At 36.8% G+C, this 18,944-nt stretch carries 18 protein-coding genes and 3 pseudogenes; 15 read left to right on the forward strand and 6 right to left on the reverse strand.

Translation table 11 applies throughout. From position 1 onward, the window contains the following. The first annotated feature begins 26 nt into the window (after positions 1-26). The 4 genes from GM698_RS04510 to GM698_RS04525 all read left to right on the forward strand — a co-directional run bounded on the left by GM698_RS04510 (position 27) and on the right by GM698_RS04525 (position 3,611). Positions 27-248 carry a SlyX family protein gene (locus GM698_RS04510; protein ID WP_159628906.1) on the forward strand — a complete coding sequence of 74 codons (222 nt, stop codon included), beginning with the start codon at positions 27-29 and terminating at the stop codon, positions 246-248. Between the two features lie 53 nt (positions 249-301). Continuing rightward, a complete protein-coding gene (gene mtnN / locus GM698_RS04515; RefSeq protein WP_209289720.1) occupies positions 302-994 on the forward strand; it encodes a 5'-methylthioadenosine/S-adenosylhomocysteine nucleosidase in 693 nt (230 codons plus the stop codon). 133 nt (positions 995-1,127) lie between these two features. Beyond that, positions 1,128-2,462 (forward strand): 30S ribosomal protein S12 methylthiotransferase RimO, encoded by a 1,335-nt coding sequence (gene rimO, locus GM698_RS04520; RefSeq protein WP_176812115.1) that lies wholly within the window; start codon positions 1,128-1,130, stop codon positions 2,460-2,462. Between the two features lie 9 nt (positions 2,463-2,471). Then, positions 2,472-3,611, forward strand: a complete 1,140-nt coding sequence (locus tag GM698_RS04525) for a glycerate kinase (RefSeq protein WP_209289783.1) — start codon at positions 2,472-2,474, stop codon at positions 3,609-3,611. A gap of 71 nt (positions 3,612-3,682) precedes the next feature. On the opposite strand, the pseudogene GM698_RS04530 reads toward GM698_RS04525, so the two are convergent. Further along, positions 3,683-4,051 (reverse strand): annotated as a pseudogene (locus GM698_RS04530) (orotidine 5'-phosphate decarboxylase / HUMPS family protein); the annotation flags it as partial. A gap of 111 nt (positions 4,052-4,162) precedes the next feature. Here GM698_RS04530 and GM698_RS04535 point away from each other — a divergent pair. The 5 genes and pseudogenes from GM698_RS04535 (at position 4,163) to GM698_RS04560 (ending at position 8,523) form a co-directional block, all read left to right on the forward strand. Then, positions 4,163-4,351 carry a hypothetical protein gene (locus tag GM698_RS04535; RefSeq protein WP_176809367.1) on the forward strand — a complete coding sequence of 63 codons (189 nt, stop codon included), beginning with the start codon at positions 4,163-4,165 and terminating at the stop codon, positions 4,349-4,351. 17 nt (positions 4,352-4,368) lie between these two features. Further along, positions 4,369-5,133 (forward strand): annotated as a pseudogene (locus GM698_RS10580) (NAD(P)-dependent oxidoreductase). A gap of 13 nt (positions 5,134-5,146) precedes the next feature. Beyond that, positions 5,147-6,133 (forward strand): KamA family radical SAM protein, encoded by a 987-nt coding sequence (locus GM698_RS04550; protein ID WP_176807885.1) that lies wholly within the window; start codon positions 5,147-5,149, stop codon positions 6,131-6,133. A 1-nt stretch (position 6,134) separates the two neighbouring features. Then, on the forward strand, positions 6,135-7,349 hold the full coding sequence (locus GM698_RS04555) for an acetyl-CoA carboxylase biotin carboxylase subunit family protein (RefSeq protein ID WP_176807884.1): 1,215 nt from the start codon (positions 6,135-6,137) through the stop codon (positions 7,347-7,349). Positions 7,350-7,431: 82 nt separating this feature from the next. After that, entirely contained in the window at positions 7,432-8,523 is a 1,092-nt protein-coding gene (locus GM698_RS04560) for a hypothetical protein (RefSeq protein WP_209289722.1), read from the forward strand. Between the two features lie 65 nt (positions 8,524-8,588). Here GM698_RS04560 and GM698_RS04565 read toward each other — a convergent pair whose 3' ends face one another. Genes GM698_RS04565 through GM698_RS04580 form a run of 4 tightly spaced genes read right to left on the reverse strand, consistent with a single transcriptional unit; the run spans position 8,589 to position 12,382 of the window. Further along, positions 8,589-9,269 (reverse strand): 3-keto-L-gulonate-6-phosphate decarboxylase UlaD, encoded by a 681-nt coding sequence (locus GM698_RS04565; RefSeq protein ID WP_176807883.1) that lies wholly within the window; start codon positions 9,267-9,269, stop codon positions 8,589-8,591. A 37-nt stretch (positions 9,270-9,306) separates the two neighbouring features. Then, entirely contained in the window at positions 9,307-9,777 is a 471-nt protein-coding gene (locus tag GM698_RS04570; protein WP_176807882.1) for a PTS sugar transporter subunit IIA, read from the reverse strand. A gap of 41 nt (positions 9,778-9,818) precedes the next feature. Next, positions 9,819-10,538, reverse strand: coding sequence for an acid phosphatase AphA (aphA, locus tag GM698_RS04575; protein WP_209289723.1), 720 nt, complete (start codon positions 10,536-10,538; stop codon positions 9,819-9,821). Between the two features lie 50 nt (positions 10,539-10,588). Then, complete coding sequence (locus tag GM698_RS04580; protein ID WP_209289724.1) at positions 10,589-12,382, reverse strand: PTS ascorbate-specific subunit IIBC; 1,794 nt, start codon at positions 12,380-12,382, stop codon at positions 10,589-10,591. A 444-nt stretch (positions 12,383-12,826) separates the two neighbouring features. On the opposite strand from GM698_RS04580, the gene ulaG reads away from it, so the two are divergent. The 6 genes and pseudogenes from ulaG to GM698_RS04610 all read left to right on the forward strand — a co-directional run bounded on the left by ulaG (position 12,827) and on the right by GM698_RS04610 (position 17,965). Continuing rightward, positions 12,827-13,918 (forward strand): L-ascorbate 6-phosphate lactonase, encoded by a 1,092-nt coding sequence (gene ulaG / locus GM698_RS04585; RefSeq protein ID WP_209289725.1) that lies wholly within the window; start codon positions 12,827-12,829, stop codon positions 13,916-13,918. A 79-nt stretch (positions 13,919-13,997) separates the two neighbouring features. Further along, positions 13,998-14,741, forward strand: coding sequence for an HTH-type transcriptional regulator UlaR (gene ulaR, locus GM698_RS04590; RefSeq protein ID WP_176807878.1), 744 nt, complete (start codon positions 13,998-14,000; stop codon positions 14,739-14,741). 240 nt (positions 14,742-14,981) lie between these two features. Further along, positions 14,982-15,842: an L-ribulose-5-phosphate 3-epimerase gene (locus tag GM698_RS04595; protein ID WP_176807877.1), complete on the forward strand. Its 861-nt coding sequence runs from the start codon at positions 14,982-14,984 to the stop codon at positions 15,840-15,842. Further along, the gene (locus GM698_RS04600; protein WP_176807876.1) at positions 15,839-16,558 is read left to right on the forward strand and encodes an L-ribulose-5-phosphate 4-epimerase; all 720 of its coding nucleotides are present in this window, start codon (positions 15,839-15,841) and stop codon (positions 16,556-16,558) included. The genes GM698_RS04595 and GM698_RS04600 overlap by 4 nt, the downstream gene beginning before the upstream one ends. Before the next feature lie 136 nt (positions 16,559-16,694). Beyond that, positions 16,695-17,354, forward strand: a complete 660-nt coding sequence (locus tag GM698_RS04605) for an amino acid ABC transporter permease (protein ID WP_176807875.1) — start codon at positions 16,695-16,697, stop codon at positions 17,352-17,354. Next, positions 17,344-17,965: pseudogene (locus tag GM698_RS04610) on the forward strand (amino acid ABC transporter permease). Before GM698_RS04605 ends, GM698_RS04610 begins: the two are co-directional and overlap by 11 nt. A gap of 48 nt (positions 17,966-18,013) precedes the next feature. On the opposite strand, the gene GM698_RS04615 reads toward GM698_RS04610, so the two are convergent. Continuing rightward, positions 18,014-18,775, reverse strand: coding sequence for a DeoR/GlpR family DNA-binding transcription regulator (locus tag GM698_RS04615; protein ID WP_176807874.1), 762 nt, complete (start codon positions 18,773-18,775; stop codon positions 18,014-18,016). Positions 18,776-18,944: the final 169 nt, after the last annotated feature.

The raw sequence follows: 18,944 nt of genomic DNA on the forward strand, positions 1-18,944 counted from the left end.
TTTCACACAACCTTTTTTTCACTAAAATGGATAATAATCGTACATTATCGGCAAGAATTACCGAGTTGGAAACGAAAGTTGCCTTCCAAGAACAGATTATCGAGGAATTAAATCAAGCATTAATTGAGCAACAATTTTCGATAAATAAACTACAAACCCAAATTCGCCATATTGCTGAAAAATTAAAAGGGGTACAGATAAGCCCAGTTGCCTCAAGAGCCGAAGAAACGCCCCCGCCTCACTATTAATATGGTTAAAGTAGCATTTTTAATTAAATAAGAAGTATAGAGAAAACGAAATAATGAAAATTGGTATTATTGGTGCAATGGCACAAGAAGTTGAAATTTTACGCAATTTAATGGTCGATCCGAAAACGACTGAATTAACCAACTGTAAAATTTATGAAGGAAATATAAATAACACTTGTATCGCATTATTACAATCGGGCATTGGTAAAGTATCTGCAGCAATGGGAACAACCTTACTTATCCAACTTACTCAACCCGATATAATTATTAACACAGGATCTGCTGGTGGCTTGAATCCAACCTTAAATGTGGGTGATATTTTAATTTCAACCGAAGTACGCCATCACGATGTTGATGTAACCGCATTCGGCTATGAGATCGGACAATTACCACAAAATCCCGCAGCATTTAAACCAAATGAACAATTAGTCAAATTAGCCCAAAAAGAAGCCAAAAAAGCAGGCTTTAACGTCGTTTCAGGTTTAATTTGTAGTGGCGATGCCTTCATTAATGGCAACGAAAAAATCAACGAAATCCGCCAAAATTTTCCAAATGTGGTGGCAGTGGAAATGGAAGCCGCAGCAATTGCACAAGTTTGCCACGGCTTTAATGTGCCATTTGTCATTGTTAGAGCTGTTTCTGATGTGGCAGATAAAAAATCTCATCTTTCCTTTGAGGAATTCTTACCTTTAGCCGCAGAGAAATCATCTGCTATTGTGCTGGCAATGCTTAACGATATTGATTAACTATTTGCAAAACTTTATTAAAAAATAACCGCTTGTTATCGCTATTTGCGGCAAATTTTTGTAAAATCTCGCTCGTTTTTTGCCTACAAGACAAAAGTTGTAGGCATTTTCTTTTTTAATTGTTGAGAGTTATATGAGTGATTCCCCAAATATTGGTTTTATCAGCTTAGGCTGCCCTAAAAATTTAGTTGATTCCGAACGTATTTTAACCGAGCTACGTGCTGACGGTTACAACATTATTCCAAGCTATGAAGACGCGGATTTAGTGATTGTAAACACCTGTGGTTTTATTGATTCTGCAGTGCAAGAATCACTTGAAAGCATTGGCGAAGCATTAGAAGCAAATGGAAAAGTGATCGTAACTGGCTGTTTAGGGGCAAAAGAGAACCAAATTCGCGAAGTTCACCCCAAAGTGTTGGAAATTACAGGCCCACACAGCTATGAAGCGGTAATGACTCACGTCCATAAATATGTACCAAAACCTGAATTTAACCCATACACCAGCCTTGTGCCAAAACAGGGGGTGAAGCTCACGCCGAAACATTACGCCTACTTAAAAATTTCAGAAGGCTGCGATCATCGTTGTACTTTCTGCATTATTCCCTCAATGCGTGGTGATTTGGCAAGCCGCCCTATCGTGCAAGTGTTAGATGAAGCCAAACGCTTGGTTGATGCTGGTGTAAAAGAGCTGTTAATCGTCTCTCAAGACACTTCAGCTTACTCATTAGATCGTAAAAAAGAGGCTGCAACCAAAACCGTTTTCTGGAATGGTATGCCAATAAAAAGCAACTTAATGACACTGTGTGAGCACTTAGGCTCAATGGGGGTTTGGGTACGCTTGCATTATGTTTATCCATATCCCCACGTAGATGATTTAATTCCTCTGATGGCGACAGGAAAAATTTTGCCGTATTTGGATATTCCACTGCAACACGCTAGCCCGAAAATTTTAAAAGCGATGAAACGCCCAGGCTCAATTGAAAGAACGCTTGAACGTATCAAAAAATGGCGTGAAATCTGTCCAGAATTAACGCTACGCTCAACATTTATTGTCGGCTTTCCAGGTGAAACAGAGGAAGATTTCCAACTGTTACTTGATTTCTTAAAAGAAGCACAGCTTGACCGTGTCGGTTGCTTTAAATTCAGCCCTGTAGATGGTGCGGTTGCAACCGATATGCAAGATCAAGTGCCCGAAGAAGTAAAAGAAGAACGCTTTCACCGCTTTATGCAATTACAACAACAAATTTCAGCCAAACGTTTACAAACAAAGATCGGCAAAACGTTACAAGTCATTATTGATGAGATTGATGACGATGGTATTGTAGGACGCTCAATGGCGGATGCCCCAGAAATTGATGGCATGGTCTATGTGGATAACCTTGAAAATAAAGCGGTAAGCGTTGGTCAAATTATATCCGTCACTATTACCAATGCAGATGAATATGATCTATGGGGAACGCTTAACTAAAAAGAAATGATGAAGATTGTAATTGCTCCCGACTCATTTAAAGAGAGCCTGACCGCTTTAGAGGTGGCGAAGGCTATTCAAACGGGGTTTTCCCGCATTTTCCCGAATGCTGATTATGAGCTTGTACCGATGGCAGACGGTGGCGAAGGCTCGGTACAATCGCTGATTGATGCTACCAACGGCAATTTGCAAAAAATCAGCGTAAAATCACCGCTTGTAAACCAAGTTGAAGCCTTTTTCGGGCTATCAGGTGATAAAAAAACGGCTTTTATTGAAATGGCCGCGGCAAGTGGCTTACATCTTGTGCCAAATGAACAGCGAAATCCACTGATTACCACCAGCTACGGCACAGGCGAGCTGATTAAAGCAGCGCTCAATTGTGGCGTGGAAAAAATCCTTCTCGGCATTGGTGGCAGTGCGACAAACGATGGCGGAGTAGGCATGTTGCAAGCCTTAGGGGTAAAATTCCTCAATGCGAAAAAGCAAGAAATCGACTTTGGAGGCGAAGCATTAAGTCAAATCCAGCAGATTGATTTAAGCGGCTTAGACAAACGTTTATCTCAAGTCGCTTTTGAAGTCGCCTGTGATGTAGATAATCCGTTATGTGGCGAGCAAGGGGCTTCTGCCATTTTCGGACCGCAGAAAGGGGCAACGCCTGAAATGGTGGAAACCTTAGATAATGCTCTCCGCCATTTTGCTGAGCAAGCTCAAACACAACTTGGCGTTGAAATTGCGGATAAAGCAGGAGCAGGGGCAGCAGGTGGAATGGGTGGCGGTTTATTACTGCTACCAAATGTTACACTTCGCTCAGGCGTGAACATTATTATTGAAACCACTCATCTTGCCGAAAAAATAGCTGATGCGGATTTAGTGATTACAGGTGAAGGCAGAATGGATGCCCAATCCATCGCAGGTAAAACCCCGATTGGCGTTGCCAAAATCGCCAAGCAGTTTAATAAACCTGTAATTGCGATTGCAGGCTCACTGAGAGAGGATTATCCTGTGGTTTATCAACACGGCATTGATGCGGTTTTCCCGATTATTCGCCAACTCAATAGCCTTGAAGAAACCCTCAAGCTCGGTAAAGAAAATCTGATTTCAGCTAGCGAAAATGTAGCAAGAGTATGGAAAATGGCAACTGCTAAATAAGCCCATTTTCAAGGAATAAAAAATTGAGTTCTAGCAGATAGTTAGAACTCAATTTCTTTTATAGAGTCTCATTAACTCCAGTATTTATTGATTTCAGCACGAATTGCCTCGGCAGTTTGTTTACCCTTTTCACCCACTAAAGCACGACCTGCAATAAAGGCTTTGGCATTTTTGATCTCTTTGAATAAGTGAATATCTTCTGGCACGATACCGCCAGTAATAGAGACTTCAATGCCTAAGTCAGACAACTGTTTCATCAATTCAATATCTTCATCTGTCCAGCTTTTACCTGCAAGCTCTGCATCACGGGAACGGTGGTAGATAGCTTGAGTAACACCTAACTCCACCCACTCTTTGGCGTCTTTTTCGACTGTCCAGTTACCATAGATTTCAATTTGGATCTCTTTTTTCACTTTAAGTTCTGGGTAATAGGTATTGAAGCTATTTGGTGTTTTTTATTAATTTTTTGTTTAAGAAATGTAATTTTTATGTTGATTTTTTGTTCCTCTGGTATTAGCATCTTGGTACTATCGCTAATTAAGGGAACAATTATGAAGAAAATACTTATTATTGATTCTATTTATGAAAAACATTTTAGTGATTTACAGATAGAGAAAGACATATTACATGGTTATGATTTAGATTTATTACATGTGAAAAGTTTAATGGATATACCAATAAGTTTACTTTCCCAAGCTGATGCATTATTTTATGGGGTTGTGCATCTAGTATTGATTTGAATAGTAAAATTATTGATATGTTGGAAAAATGTAAGATTATTGTAAAAGCAGCAGTTGGGTTTGAAAATATTGATATTGATTATGCGAGATTCAAAAATATTCCTGTTTATAATATTCCAGATTATGGTACAGAAGAAGTTGCTGATCATGCAATGGCATTACTACTTTCATTAAATAGAAAAATTACTTTATTAAACTCTCATGTTAAAGAAAATATTTGGGAATGGATAAATGCTAAAGAAATTCCAAGGTTAAGAGGGAAAAGTCTAGGGATTATCGGTTTTGGTAGAATAGGTTAAGCTCTTGCATTAAGAGCGAAGCCATTTGGATTAAAAATAGGTTTTTATGATCCTATTGTAAATAGTGGTATAGATAAATCTCTAGGCGTATTTAGATACGAGAATATAGAGAATTTACTATCAGAGTCAGATTTTATATCTATTCACTGCTCTTTGAATCAAAGCTCATATCATTTGATAAATACGAATAATATAGAATGTATCAAAAAGGGGGCTGTTCTTATAAATACTGCTAGGGGTGCTATAGTTTCAACAAGTGCATTAAAATTGTTATTAGAAGAAGAAATTATTTCTTTCGCTGGTTTCGATGTACTAGAGAATGAACCAAATGTAGATCTAGATATTGTTAATCATAAATCTGTAGTAGTAACTCCACATTCTGCATTTTATTCTTCGGAGGCGTTTTTAGAAATGAGACAGAAATCATCAAAGTTATTACTTGATTTTTATAATGGTAAATGTCTTAGAGATAAAGTTAATTAAAAAATAGGTATGTATGAAAAATATTGATGTTAAATTTTTAGATGATACAAGATTTGCAGAAAAATTAACTCCTTATCTTAAGAAGCTGTCTGAAAAAAGTGAAGCTATTCGAGAAATGTACTATTTTAATGCTGAATATGAAAATATTCATGCTGATCTTAGTGTTGATTTATTAAATGAAAAGAAATCATCTCCTGTATTTGGTACAGTGAAAAAATATGATGGGCAAATATTAGTACTACTATCGTATACTTGTGCAGCTAACTGTAGATATTGTGAGAGGCAGGATCGAGTTGGTGTAGGATTAGATGTCGAAGGACGGCTAAGATTAGAGCAAATAGATGATATTGTAGAATATATCAAAGACGATCCATCAATTTATGAAGTTATTGCTAGTGGCGGAGATCCTTTAACTAACCCACATGGATTAAAATATTTATTTGAGAAATTAAAAGATATTGAGCATGTTAAGGTTCTTAGAATACATACTAGATTCCCTCTACAAAATCCAGATAAAGTTAGGTTAGATATATTAAAAGATATAGCTAATTGCAAACCAACAATGTATTTAAGCTTACATATTGATCATCCTGATGAGCTTCAACCAGAGGTTATAGAATTAATATCACAATTTAGACGTATGGGATATATATTATTATGCCAAACTGTCTTTCTTAAAGGCATAAATGATAGTGTTAGTATATTAAAAAAGCTATTTTTGACACTTTTCCAATTAGGAGTCAGACCATATTACATATATCATGGTCAGGAAGTTACTTCAACTACTAGATTTGTAATGTCTATTCAAGATGAAATCGATATTATGACTGTATTAAGAAATGAGTTATCTGGTTTAGCATTTCCTCAACATGTAATAGATATTCCAAATGCCTCAGGAAAAGTTGTTTTTCCTAGTAATCATTGGAAATATGATACAAATACTGTTGTAGATTTTTTAGGGAAAAAGATCAGTACTTTGAATTGGCAAGAGGAAAAATAGCATGAAATTAATGATTGTTTTGCAAGATCTTGTGATTTTCCGCTCAAATTGGGCAAATCTGGTTTCAGAAGATCAGCACATCTTGTTGATTACAAGTAATACAGGGTTATTATCTTTAGGTAGTAATAAACCTTATTTTAATAATATTATCGTTGCTGAACCTTACTTATTTGAAAATATTTCACAAAACTTATCGGATTTTTTATCTACCCATTCTTATTCTCTTGATAATATTCGTATTCTCTGTAATGACGAATATTTACTCCCTTTAGCTGCTAGAGTTAGAGATAATTTTAATATTATCGGTGATAAATTAATTGATATTTTAAAGTTTACCAATAAAATTACAATGAAGGAGAAAATTGCTGATCAGATTAAATTACCTAAATATATTCAACATACCTCACAAAAATACCATTCATTAGAAAGTTATCTCACTGAAATTATTAATTATCTTTCTTTGCCAATTATCGCAAAACCAACAAACTTAGCCGCTTGTGATGGTGTAGTTAAGATAACCTACAAAGAAGAACTTGAAAAATGGCTATTAGAAAATAAAGAGTCTGAAAACTATGAATTGGATGAATATGTTGATGGGACGCTTTATCATATTGATTCGATTATTCAAGATAATAAGGTTTTATCAGTCTTTATTGGTCAGTACTCTTCACCTGTTGCTGAATTTTTAATGGGTAAACCAAATGGTACAATTCTACTTTCTTATGAAGATAAAGATTACTTAAAACTTATTAAGTTTAATCAGTCAGTTTTAAATGCAATGGGAAATTTGCCAAATTGTGTTACTCATTTAGAAGTATTCATTAATGATAAAGGAGAGGCTATTTTCTTGGAAATCGCAGCAAGGGCTGCTGGAGGAATGATTCCACAAATGTATCAAAAAGCCTTTAATATTCATATTGAAGAGATTCATTTTAAACTTCAGATGGAAAAAGATATTTATATTCCAAACAGTTTGAATAGTTATGTTGCTTGGTTATGGTTCCCTAAAAAAGAAGGAAAGTACTTAAATAAATCAGCAGAATTGTTGATTAATAGTGACTATACAACATTTTGGGATGTTGATGAAGAAACACCTCAAACAGAAGTAAACTCTATTAGAGATAGAATAGGGGGTGTTATGATAGAAAATAAAGATTTATATCAATTAAAAAAAGATTTCTATTGGTTATGTCATCACTATGAACCTTATAAATAGTATAAATTTAATTAAGCTATGGTTGCCTAGTGCTATAAGTATTCTATTACTTAGTATTGAATTGCCTCTTGTTGCATTTCTAATGTTAGATAACCCTATAGATATTACTCATAATTATACGGTTGCAATTGCTTACCTAATGTTCGCAAATGCGATTATTTATCCTATAGCTCCTTTTATTGTAAAAAATGGTAATAATAGTCATTCACTAAAATGGAGTGTGGCAATTATTATTTCTGTTTTTCTTATCTTTAATGGTTATGTTTCTTTATTTATTGATAATCATTCTGTTAAAGAAGTTTCTCATTTTTTATCTATTTCACTCATATTTATTGGGTTGAAAAGATATTTACAGGCCTGTTTGATAATTAATAAATATACTCTCCCAGTTTCTCAATCTGCTTTTGTAAGAGTATTTATTACTTGCACAATGAGCATTCTACTCCTAAATCAAGAACTAAATACTCGATATGATATATTAGTAGTGTTTTCAATCTTATCTGGGGGATTCGTAGAAGTCATTCTTTTAGGTCATTATTTATACAAAAGGAATATAAAATTACTGGAAAACAAAATTCAAGTGATACAGCATAAAGAGAATATCTCTTCATATCTTGCACTTGTACTATTATTTGCCTCTTATTTAGCAAGCAACTTATTATTAATGATTTTTTTTAAAGATGATGAGTGGGTTACACAGTATTGGACTATGATATTTACTCTTTCATCACTTTCTATTTATCCTTTACTTGATGTTGATAGTATTTTTATCAAAATAAAACAAGATTACTCGAGTGATTTATATGGATTTTGTATAACTGTATCAATTGTTACATCAATATTTTCATTAATTATTTTATTTGCTTTATCAACTCTAATTAAGTCAGAGAGTCTTATTCAATATATCTATACGCCTTATGTTTTTGGCTCTTTTCTAATCACTCCATTTCTATGGAGTACTAGGAGTGTTATGAGGATTGAGTATATTTTATCTAACAAGAGTATCATTACGATATTTACTATCATCGGTGCATTTGTTTTATCCTTATCTTTAGGTAGATTACTGAATATTTCTTCTCCTGTTATTTTATTTAATATGATTATCTTGTCAGAAATTCTTATCTACTTTTTATATAAATGGACTAAAAAACATATTAAATCCATCGTTAGCTAATAAAAAATAAGCGATTGACGTTGGTAAATATCAATCGCTTATTATTTTTAATTAAGAATAAATCACTATACCCAATACTTATCAATTTCTGCACGAATCGCTTCAGCGGTTTGTTTACCTTTTTCACCCACTAATGCACGACCGGCAATAAAGGCTTTGGCATTTTTAATTTCTTTGAACAAGTGAATATCTTCTGGCACAATACCACCCGTGATAGAGACCTCAATGCCTAAATCAGACAGTTGCTTCATTAACTCGATATCTTCTGCTGTCCAGCCTTTACCTGCTAATTCTGCATCACGAGAGCGATGATAAATTGCTTGCGTAACCCCTAATTCCACCCACTCTTTGGCGTCTTTTTCAACTGTCCAGTTGCCGTAGATCTCAATTTGAATCTCTTTTTTCACTTTGAGTTCTGGGTGAGCTGCATTGAACTCATCAGCCACTTTTTTACAAGCAGCTTTGGTTGCTGGGTGAGCAGCGGCAGAAACAGTGAGCCAATCTGCACCTGCTTCAAACGCCATTTTAGCTAAAATTGCACCACCGTCGGTGGTTTTTAGATCGCACACAATGATGTGATTTGGGTGTAATGCACGTAAGGTAGAAATGGCTTTCATACCTTCTGCAAAGGCTAAAATTGTGCCACACTCTATGATTTCTACTAAATTTTCAGCTTGTTTTGCATCCGCAACGGCTTTTTCTAAACTGAGTGAATCTAATGCGATTTGTAGTAAGGGTTTTGACATATTAATATTCCTCTGTGGATTTTAAAATTTGTTAGTACTAGCCGTTCAATGCGTTATCAATCATTACATAAACATCATCAGCAGTTTTACAGGCTAAGACTTTTTCTAAATTTACCCCTGTTTCACTCTCTTCATCGTCTAAAACTTGGGTAATTTCCATCAAACCTTGCATATGGCGGTCTGAATCGCTCCCTGCCAGGGTAAATAACACAGAAACAGGCTCATCTTCGCCATCGAAATAGACAGGTTCTACCAAAGTGACTAACGCAAATGACGTTTTAACCACACCTTCTTCAGGACGTGCGTGTGGCATTGCCAGTCCTGGAGCAAGAATGATGTAAGGTCCCATTTCTTCAATTTTGCTGATAATGTTATCGTAGTAACGAGGTTCAATAGCCCCAGATTTTTCAAGTAGATCTGTACCTAGTTTAATTGCTTCTTTCCAGTTTGCTGCTTTTTGATTAAGAAGAATTGAATTGTTTTCAATAAGAGATTGTTTTAAGTTCATTTTCTTTCCTTAAAGATAATTACTATACAAATCATAACAGATTAATAACTAGAATTAATTAAAACCTCTTCACCATATCCACCTGCTTGTGGGAACGGTAAATAAGTTGAATTGGTTGCACGCAATAAACGAATACCACGAATACCCGCCTCTTTTGCTGCAAGAATATCATCATCACTATCGCCATAATGTAACTGTACATTATGTTTTAAAATGCCTGCCGTTTTATTAAATTTAGTTTTAAGTTGATCTACGCCGTGTCCACCCATAAAATTCACGGGCTGCATATCTTTAATGCCAAATGTTTTTGCTAACAATGGTGTTAATTGATCATCTTTACCGGCTGTACGTCCTGTAATAAAGAAAATTTTATCTCCTCGCTCTTGATGCATATTAATAAGTTCACGGGCAGCCTCTTTTGGAATAGAGTACTTATCACAACCTGAATTGATTTCATCCCAGAAATCTTGATTTTTCAGATAACTGTAATCAGTTGGTGAATATTTTTCTTTACCATAATAGAAACAACCGCTACTTGCCAATACAGTATCATCAATATCAAAACTAACATTCATTGGCGGCTTTCCTTCAAGGCTTGCTTTGATTTGCTCGACTGAAACCCAATGAATTGGTGCTTGTTGTTTTTCAATGCTACGAGTGTCAAAACCTGGTTGAGTGTATGGTTCTTTTGGTGCTGCTTGAACAGTACATACTAAGGCGGTTGATAGTAAAGTGAATAGAAAAGTACGAGAGAATTTCATATATTATTCCTGTTAGTAAATTTCCCCTTACAAAGTAAGGGGAATTAGGATTATTTTGCCTGATGTTTGTTGATTAATTCAACTAATTCATCGCCGAATGAGTTCGGGTTTAGCATATTTTGCACGCCGAGTACCGCTTTACCCTCCGGCACATCGATTTCATTGGCTAAATGTTTGCTTGATACAATAATATCTACTTCACTTAATTTGCCTTTGTAATCAGTTACCGCACAAGAGTCCATAATATTTGGAATACCGCGTTTGTCTAAATAGCCTTTGATCTTCATTTTCATCATCATTGATGAGCCTTGACCTGAGCCACACACCGCAAGAATACGAATCGGATTTGCAGAATTTTCAGCATTTTCGACCGCTTGTTGTACTGCTTCCGCTTTTGACTTTGCTTTTACGTCATCTAAACCGTAGCCGTCAAGCTGTTCAAGGTTTAAACCTTTCGTAGCGGCTTCTGCTTCTTCTGCACGAAGTTGTTTAGATGCGAAGAACATATACACCATAGCTGCTGCCACAATCACGAAGAAGAAGCCTGGAATACTAATAATACCTTGTAGGATTGGAGGGAAAAATAATGCCCAGTCTGCCATACCCATCCAGCCGTTGAAGGTTGTGCCTTGGCTCGCTAACATTTGGATTACCCATGCAGAGCCTAACACTTCGATGATACCCATCACAAAACAGATTTTCATCACCGCTTTCCAACCACCGAATTGGTTTGCAAACACACCAATAGTTGCGTTAGAGAAGAACATTGGAATAAAGCCTGGGATGATTAATACCGGTGAACCAACGGCTAATAATCCACCTACTGCCACGAACTGACCGATTGCCCCCCACATAAAGCCGAATACCATCGCATTTGGTGAGAAAGCGTAAATTGCTGCACAGTCAATAGCTAACACTGAGTTTGGAATTAAGCGTTCTGCGATACCTTTGAAGGCTTCAGAAAGCTCTGCTACGAACATACGTACACCCGTTACAATAATTTGAATTGCCACCGCAAATTTCAAGCCCATTTCAAGAATATACATAAACCAGTTGGTTTTGCCTGCTAGCTCTTTTAAGTTATCTAAGCCGAAAGAGAGTAAGATAATGCCGAAGAAAACGGTCATCACTAAGGCAGTGGCAGAGATACTGTCGTGGAAAATGTTTAACCAGTTCGGTAATTTCATTTTATCCACAGTATCGTTTTTATCACCAAGTTTTGGAGCAAGTTTTACCGCAATCCAAGAAGCAATTTGTTGTTGATGCCCGATAGAGAAACCTGCACCGCCTGTAACCGCTTGAGTTGGTTTATACATAATGTTGGAAGAAATACCCCAATAAAGTGCCATTAATACAGAGGTGTAAATGATAGTTTCCCACATTGATGCACCAATAATCATATAGAATACCGCCACCAAGCCTGCTTGTTGGAACATAATATGCCCCGTTAGCATAATGGTACGGATACCCGTTAAACGGCGAAAAACAACTAATAAAATATTGAGAAATAACGCCCCAATTACGGCATAACCTACCCAAGAGTAATTGTCACCCATTGTTTGAATGGTAGATTGCATACTGGTGTAAGGGTCAATAACCGCTCCTGCAAGTTGATGGTATTTTGCTAAACCCTCAATAACGGGTTTGAAGTTGGTTACAAGAAAGCCTGAACCAGCTTGTACAATCATAAAACCAACAATGGTTTTTATCGTACCTTTAAGAACAGTAGAAGTATCTTTTTTAAGAAGAATGTAACCTAAGCAAGCTACAATACCTAACAAGAAAGGGGCTTTATTCAGCACTTGATCCTTTAAGAAAAGGAGAATATCAGTAATAAATTCCATAAGAGAACCTCTTATTTTTGGTGAATCAAAACAGAGAATAAATTTCACAGGGAAATTGTTAGGCTGAATAATAGCAACAAAATTAGATTAAAAAAGATTTTATTTGATTATTTGTGAGAGAGATCACAAAATTTTTTCATTTTGCCCTGTAGAGTTTATGATTAACTCACCGCCCAACGCAATTTTAGACACAGCGGCTTTACTACAAGCGGTCAAATCTTTGCCATCTTTTACCGATTGCGTGATAACCCTGCCAGTCTTGCTTGTTTCTGAAAGCTAAGAAATGATTAAACAAAATGAACAAAATTTACACACTATTTTTGAGCAGTACCTAAAAAATTAGACGCAGATCACATTTTCAAAAAAATTGTTTGACGATTTTTCTTGATTATGTATGATTGCTTTTGATTATTTTATTTCAATCCTGAGAGCTAGGAGTTCGCAATGAGCAAAATTTCAGAAATTACCCATGAAAGCTGGATTTTATCAACCTTCCCAGAGTGGGGGACTTGGTTAAACGAAGAAATTGAAGAGGAAGTTGTGCCAGAAGGCAACTTTGCAATGTGGTGGTTAGGTTGCGTTGGTGTATGGATAAAAACGCCAGCAGGTGCCAATATCTGTATGGACTTATGGTGTGGTCGTGGTAAATCAACTAAAAAAGTGAAAGATATGGTACGTGGTCACCAAATGGCGAATATGGCAGGCGTGCGTAAATTGCAACCGAACCTGCGAGCCCAACCGATGGTACTTGACCCTTTTGCGATCAACGAAGTGGACTTTATTTTAGCTTCTCACTACCATTCAGACCATATTGATGTAAACGTAGCTGCAGCAATAGTGAATAATCCAAAACTGAATCACGTGAAATTTGTCGGTCCGTGGCACTGTGCCGAATTGTGGAAAAAATGGGGCGTACCAGAAGATCGCATCATTGTGGTTAAACCAGGCGATGTCGTCAAATTAAAAGACGTCGAAATTCACGCATTAGATTCTTTCGACCGCACCTGCTTAGTCACTTTGCCCGTTCAAGGAGCAGAAGAGCGTGATGGCGAATTAGCAGGCTTATGCCCATCTGATGAAGAAATGGGACGTAAAGCTGTCAACTATGTATTTAAAACGCCTGGCGGTAATATTTACCACGGTGCAGATTCGCATTATTCCATCCAATTTGCTAAACATGGTAAACAATTTGATATTGACGTTGCATTAAACAACTATGGCGAAAATCCAGTAGGTATTGCTGATAAAATGACTTCAATTGATTTATTACGTATGGCAGAATGTTTACGTTGTAAAGTAATCATACCAGTGCATCACGATATTTGGACAAACTTTATGGCAAGCACGCAAGAAATCATTGATCTATGGCGTATGCGTAAAGATCGTTTACAATACAAGTTCCACCCATTTATTTGGGAAGTGGGTGGCAAATATGTTTACCCTCGTGATAAAGATTTAATTGAATACCACCACCCACGTGGCTTTGATGACTGTTTTGAGCAAGAACCTAACATTCAATTTAAATCAATGCTGTAATGGCTAACTAGGGGCGAATTGCAATTCGCCCCTAGCTTTTACTGTTCATTACAACATTACAATAAACAAGGATGGAATAATGAACGAAAGCTACAGACACAAAGAGTTATTAGCACTACTGGCTGAGCGAAAAATTCTCTCAACCGCAGACATTATGCAGCGGCTAAATATTTCCCCAGCCACCGCAAGGAGAGACATTAATAAATTAGATGGACAAGGTAAATTAAAAAAAGTCAGAAATGGTGCTGAAGCTATTTTCTCTCCCTCACATAAAACCCCTAAAAAAACCAACAATGCTGAACAAAAAAGACGCATCGCTGAAATAGCTGGGGGGTTATGCAAAGAAGGAGAAAGTTTAATTCTAACCTGCGGTTCTACAATGGAAATGCTTGGCAATGTGCTATGTGGGAAAAAATTGCAAATTATTACCAATTATCTACCGCTTGCAAATCAACTGATTGAAGGCTCTCACGATGATGTAGTCATTATAGGCGGACAATACAATAAAAATAAAAAAGTGATGCTCTCACTCAATACACAAAATGAACTCAGTTATGCTGCAACAACTATGTTTACCAGTGGCAAAGGCTTAACCACTGAAGGTTTATTTAAAACTGATATGATTATTGCCAATGCCGAACAACAAATGGCAAAACACGCTGAACGTTATGTTGTCTTATTGGATAGCACTAAACTGGGTAAAAAAGTCGGTATGCTATTTAAAGAATTCAATAAAATTGATTTATTGATTACAGGAAAAGAAGCTGATCCAACCATTATTCAGGAGTTGAAAGCAAAAGGATTAGAGATTATTTTGGCGTAATGGCGTTACATCAAATCTCCCCCTCCCCTCTTTTCTAAAGAGGGGTGACCCATCGGAGTAAATTTAAAGTTCATCTGGGCTTTTTTAAGCTAAATAATAAAAGATGAATAGAAATTTTATGGAGATCAGTTCCCCTCTTTAGCAAAGAGGGGTTAGGAGAGATTTGGCAGAAGTAATTTACGCTCATACTCAATTTTAATATCATATCAAATAAACAAAATATTATTTCAAGGAAAACTTATGAGAAAACACAAACTCGGTATTTACGAAAAAGCCTTGCCAAAAAATATTTCGTGGCAAGATAGACTTTCCATCGCCAAAGTCTGCGGTTTTGACTTTGTGGAAATGTCGATTGACGAAACGGACGAGCGCCTTTCCCGCCTTGATTGGAGCAAAAAAGAGCGTGCTAAATTAGTGAAAACAATCATTAATACGGGTGTAACCATTCCATCAATGTGCTTATCAGGACATCGCCGTTTCCCATTCGGTTCTCGTGATGAAGCAACACGTCAAAAAGCCTATGAGATTATGGAAAAGGCTATCCAATTAGCGGTTGATCTCGGCATTCGCACCATTCAGCTTGCTGGCTATGATGTTTATTACGAAGAGCAAGACGAAGGCACAATCCAACGTTTCCAAGAAGGCTTAGAATGGGCTGTAGAGCTTGCGGCAAGCAACCAAGTTACTATTGCAGTTGAAATTATGGATACCAAGTTTATGAGTTCTATCTCACGCTGGAAAAAATGGGACGATATTATTAAATCCCCTTGGTTTACCGTGTATCCCGATTTAGGCAATCTCTCTGCGTGGAATGATAACGTAGCGGAAGAACTTAAATTAGGCATAGATAAAATTTCAGCAATCCACTTGAAAGATACCTACAAAGTCACTAAAACTTGCAAAGGACAATTCCGTGATGTGCCGTTCGGTGATGGCTGTGTAGATTTTGCCGCTTGCTTTAGAACACTGGCTGAATTAAATTATCGTGGTGCATTTTTAATCGAAATGTGGACAGAAAAAGCAGAAGAGCCAATTGCGGAAATTATTAATGCCCGCCGTTGGATTGAACAAAAAATGACAGAAGGGGGCTTCACGCTATGACTCAATTAACTGAATTAACACCGGCATTACAAGCATTAAGAGAACGTGTTTTAAAAGCAAATTTAGCATTACCAAAACACGGTTTAGTTACTTTCACTTGGGGCAATGTAAGTGAAATCGACCGTGAAACAGGCTTAGTTGCGATTAAACCATCTGGTGTGGAATATGATGCAATGACGGTTGAAGATATTGTGCTTGTCGATTTACAAGGCAACCGTGTATATGGGGATAAAAAACCCTCTTCTGACACCGAAACTCACTTAGCACTTTATCGTGAATTTACAGATATTGGTGGCGTAGTACATACGCATTCACGCAACGCTGTGGGTTGGGCTCAAGCGGGTAAAGATCTGTTAGCACTTGGTACAACACAAGGCGATTATTTCTATGGTGCGATTCCTTGCACTCGTAAAATGACGCCTGAAGAAATTGCGGGTGGATATGAGCTAGAAACTGGTCGAGTGATTGTGGAAACTTTCCGCACACGAGGCATTGAGCCAACCGCTATTCCAGGCGTATTAGTGCATTCACATGGTCCATTCACTTGGGGTAAAAACGGACACGATGCGGTGCATAATTCTGTCGTATTAGAAGAAATTGCTTATATGAATTTTATCAGCCATCAAATTCGCCCTGATATTCAGCCAATGCAACAAGAGCTTCTCGATAAGCACTACCTCCGCAAACACGGTAAAAATGCCTACTACGGACAATAATTCAAACGGAAAAATCAGCACAGCAATGTGCTGATTTTTTATAACTAATTTCTATAAAAAAGTATTTCTAATTCTTTCCCTTTTTATTTTACCTCTCGCACAATAGCCATCATTATCCCCAGAATGTTTATGCGATATGAACTGGACTTATATTTATAACAGTATCCCCAAATTTTTAGATGCCGCTTGGCTGACCTTGCAGCTCTCATTCTGGGAGATTTCTCTTTCTCTCCTTTTCGGGCTGATTATTGCTGTTATCACCACTTACAAAATGCGACCGCTTGATAGCATTGCAAAAGGTTATATAGAGCTTTCCCGTAACACACCTCTGCTAATTCAGCTCTTTTTTCTTTACTATGGCTTACCGAAAATCGGGATTAAGTGGGACGGTTTCACTTGCGGTGTGATTGCTTTAGTTTTTCTAGGTTCTAGCTATATGGCAGAAAGCCTACGAGCAGGTTCACAAGCCATTCCGAAAGGGCAAACAGAGACTGCAAAATCTATCGGCTTAAAGCCTTACCAAATCTTCCGATATGTTATTTTCCCTCAAGCGTGGGCGGTTTCAATCCCTGCCGTTGGAGCAAATATACTCTTTTTAATTAAAGAAACCTCTGTCATTAGTGCTATTGCCGTAGCAGAGCTATTATTCGTCACTAAAGATATTATCGGAATGGATTACAAAACTAACGAAGCGTTATTTATGCTATTCATTGCCTATTTAATTATTTTGCTACCAATATCGCTTTTAGTTCGTCATTTTGAAAACAGAGTAAGGAAGGCAAAATATGGGATTTGATTGGTTATGGGAAGGGCAAAATGCCGCCCGATTGGCTCAAGGATTATGGCTAACAGCGAAAATCTCTTTTATATCCGTTGCACTATCATTGGTTTTCGGCACATTATTTGTGCTTGATTATGCGTTCAAATAGCCTAATTGTGCGTGGATTTGCTCGTTTTTACCTTGAAACAATACGCATTGTGCCAATCTTAGTTTGGCTCTTTATGCTCTATTTCGGCATATCTACTTGGTTAGATATTCACATTAGCGGTGTTTGGGTGTGTATCTGGGTGTTTACCTTATGTGGAACGGCTGAAATGGGCGATTTAGTACGAGGGGCTTTAGCTTCAATCGAAAAACACCAAATCGAATCAGCCAAAGCAATCGGCTTAACCCGTATGCAGATTTTCCGCTATATTGAACTACTGCAAGGCACTCGCCGACTACTGCCAAGTGCGATTAAGCTATTTACTAGAATGATTAAAACCAGCTCACTCGCTGCACTCATTGGCGTGATTGAAGTGGTAAAAGTGGGGCAACAAATTATTGAAAACTCACTACTAACCAGCCCAAATGCGTCATTCTTCGTTTATGGACTTATTTTTGTTCTGTATTTCTTAATTTGCTAGCCACTTTCATTATTGGCGAATAAATTAGAACATAGGTGGGAGAGTTAATTACTGTGCAATATTTAGTTTAACATCAAGCCCTTTAAGAGCATCTTGCACGTTTCCAAACAAGCCGTTATCGCAAATAATTTGATCAAATACGGTTAAAGGACAAACAAAAAACGTAGCCACTTTGCCGTATTTTGATGAATCAGTTACTAAAATATTTTCTTTTGATGATTGTAATATCGCCTTTTTTACAGGAATTTTATTTTCATTTGGCGTTGTTAAACCTTTCAAGCTCCAAGATGAAGTTGAAATAAAGGCAATATCAATAGAAAGATTTTTAAGAAACTCCGCAGCAAGAGAGCCTGTGGTTGAGAAATTTTCTTTGCAAACACTCCCACCTATATGAATTAAATCACATTTTCCTGCATTACTAAGATAATGAGCGATTACAAAGTCATTTGTAATAACCAGTAGATCTTTTCTCTCGGCAATTTGATGAGCAATTTCTAAGGTTGTTGTACCCGCATCAAGATACACTGTTGTGTGGTTTGAAATCAGCTTTGCGGCTAAAGTACCGATAGCAGATTTCTCATCGTGAAACAAAGTTGATTTATCAATATGTGGCAATTCAGCCGCTAATCGCTCAACAGATTGAGCTCCTCCTGAAACTAATGAAATTCTGCCTTCATCTTCAAGTTTTTGAATATCACGGCGGATAGTCATATGCGACACATTTAACTTATCCGCCAAAAATTGAATGCTAGCCACCCCATTATTATTAATAAATTGCAATATCTTTTGTTGTCGTTCGATAGGAATCATTTTTTCGCCTAATTTTAGTTGTTGTAACAAATTATATCAGATTTAGCCCCCAAACTTAAAATAACAAAATTTAACATTTATTGTTAATATTTGTGATCTTTATCACAGATTTTATCTTTCCTATTGGTTAATATACGCCCATCAAGTTCATTAATTTATTTGAGGGAAT

It is taken from the genome of Mannheimia sp. ZY171111, assembly GCF_017750945.1.
Lineage (GTDB): Bacteria > Pseudomonadota > Gammaproteobacteria > Enterobacterales > Pasteurellaceae > Mannheimia > Mannheimia pernigra.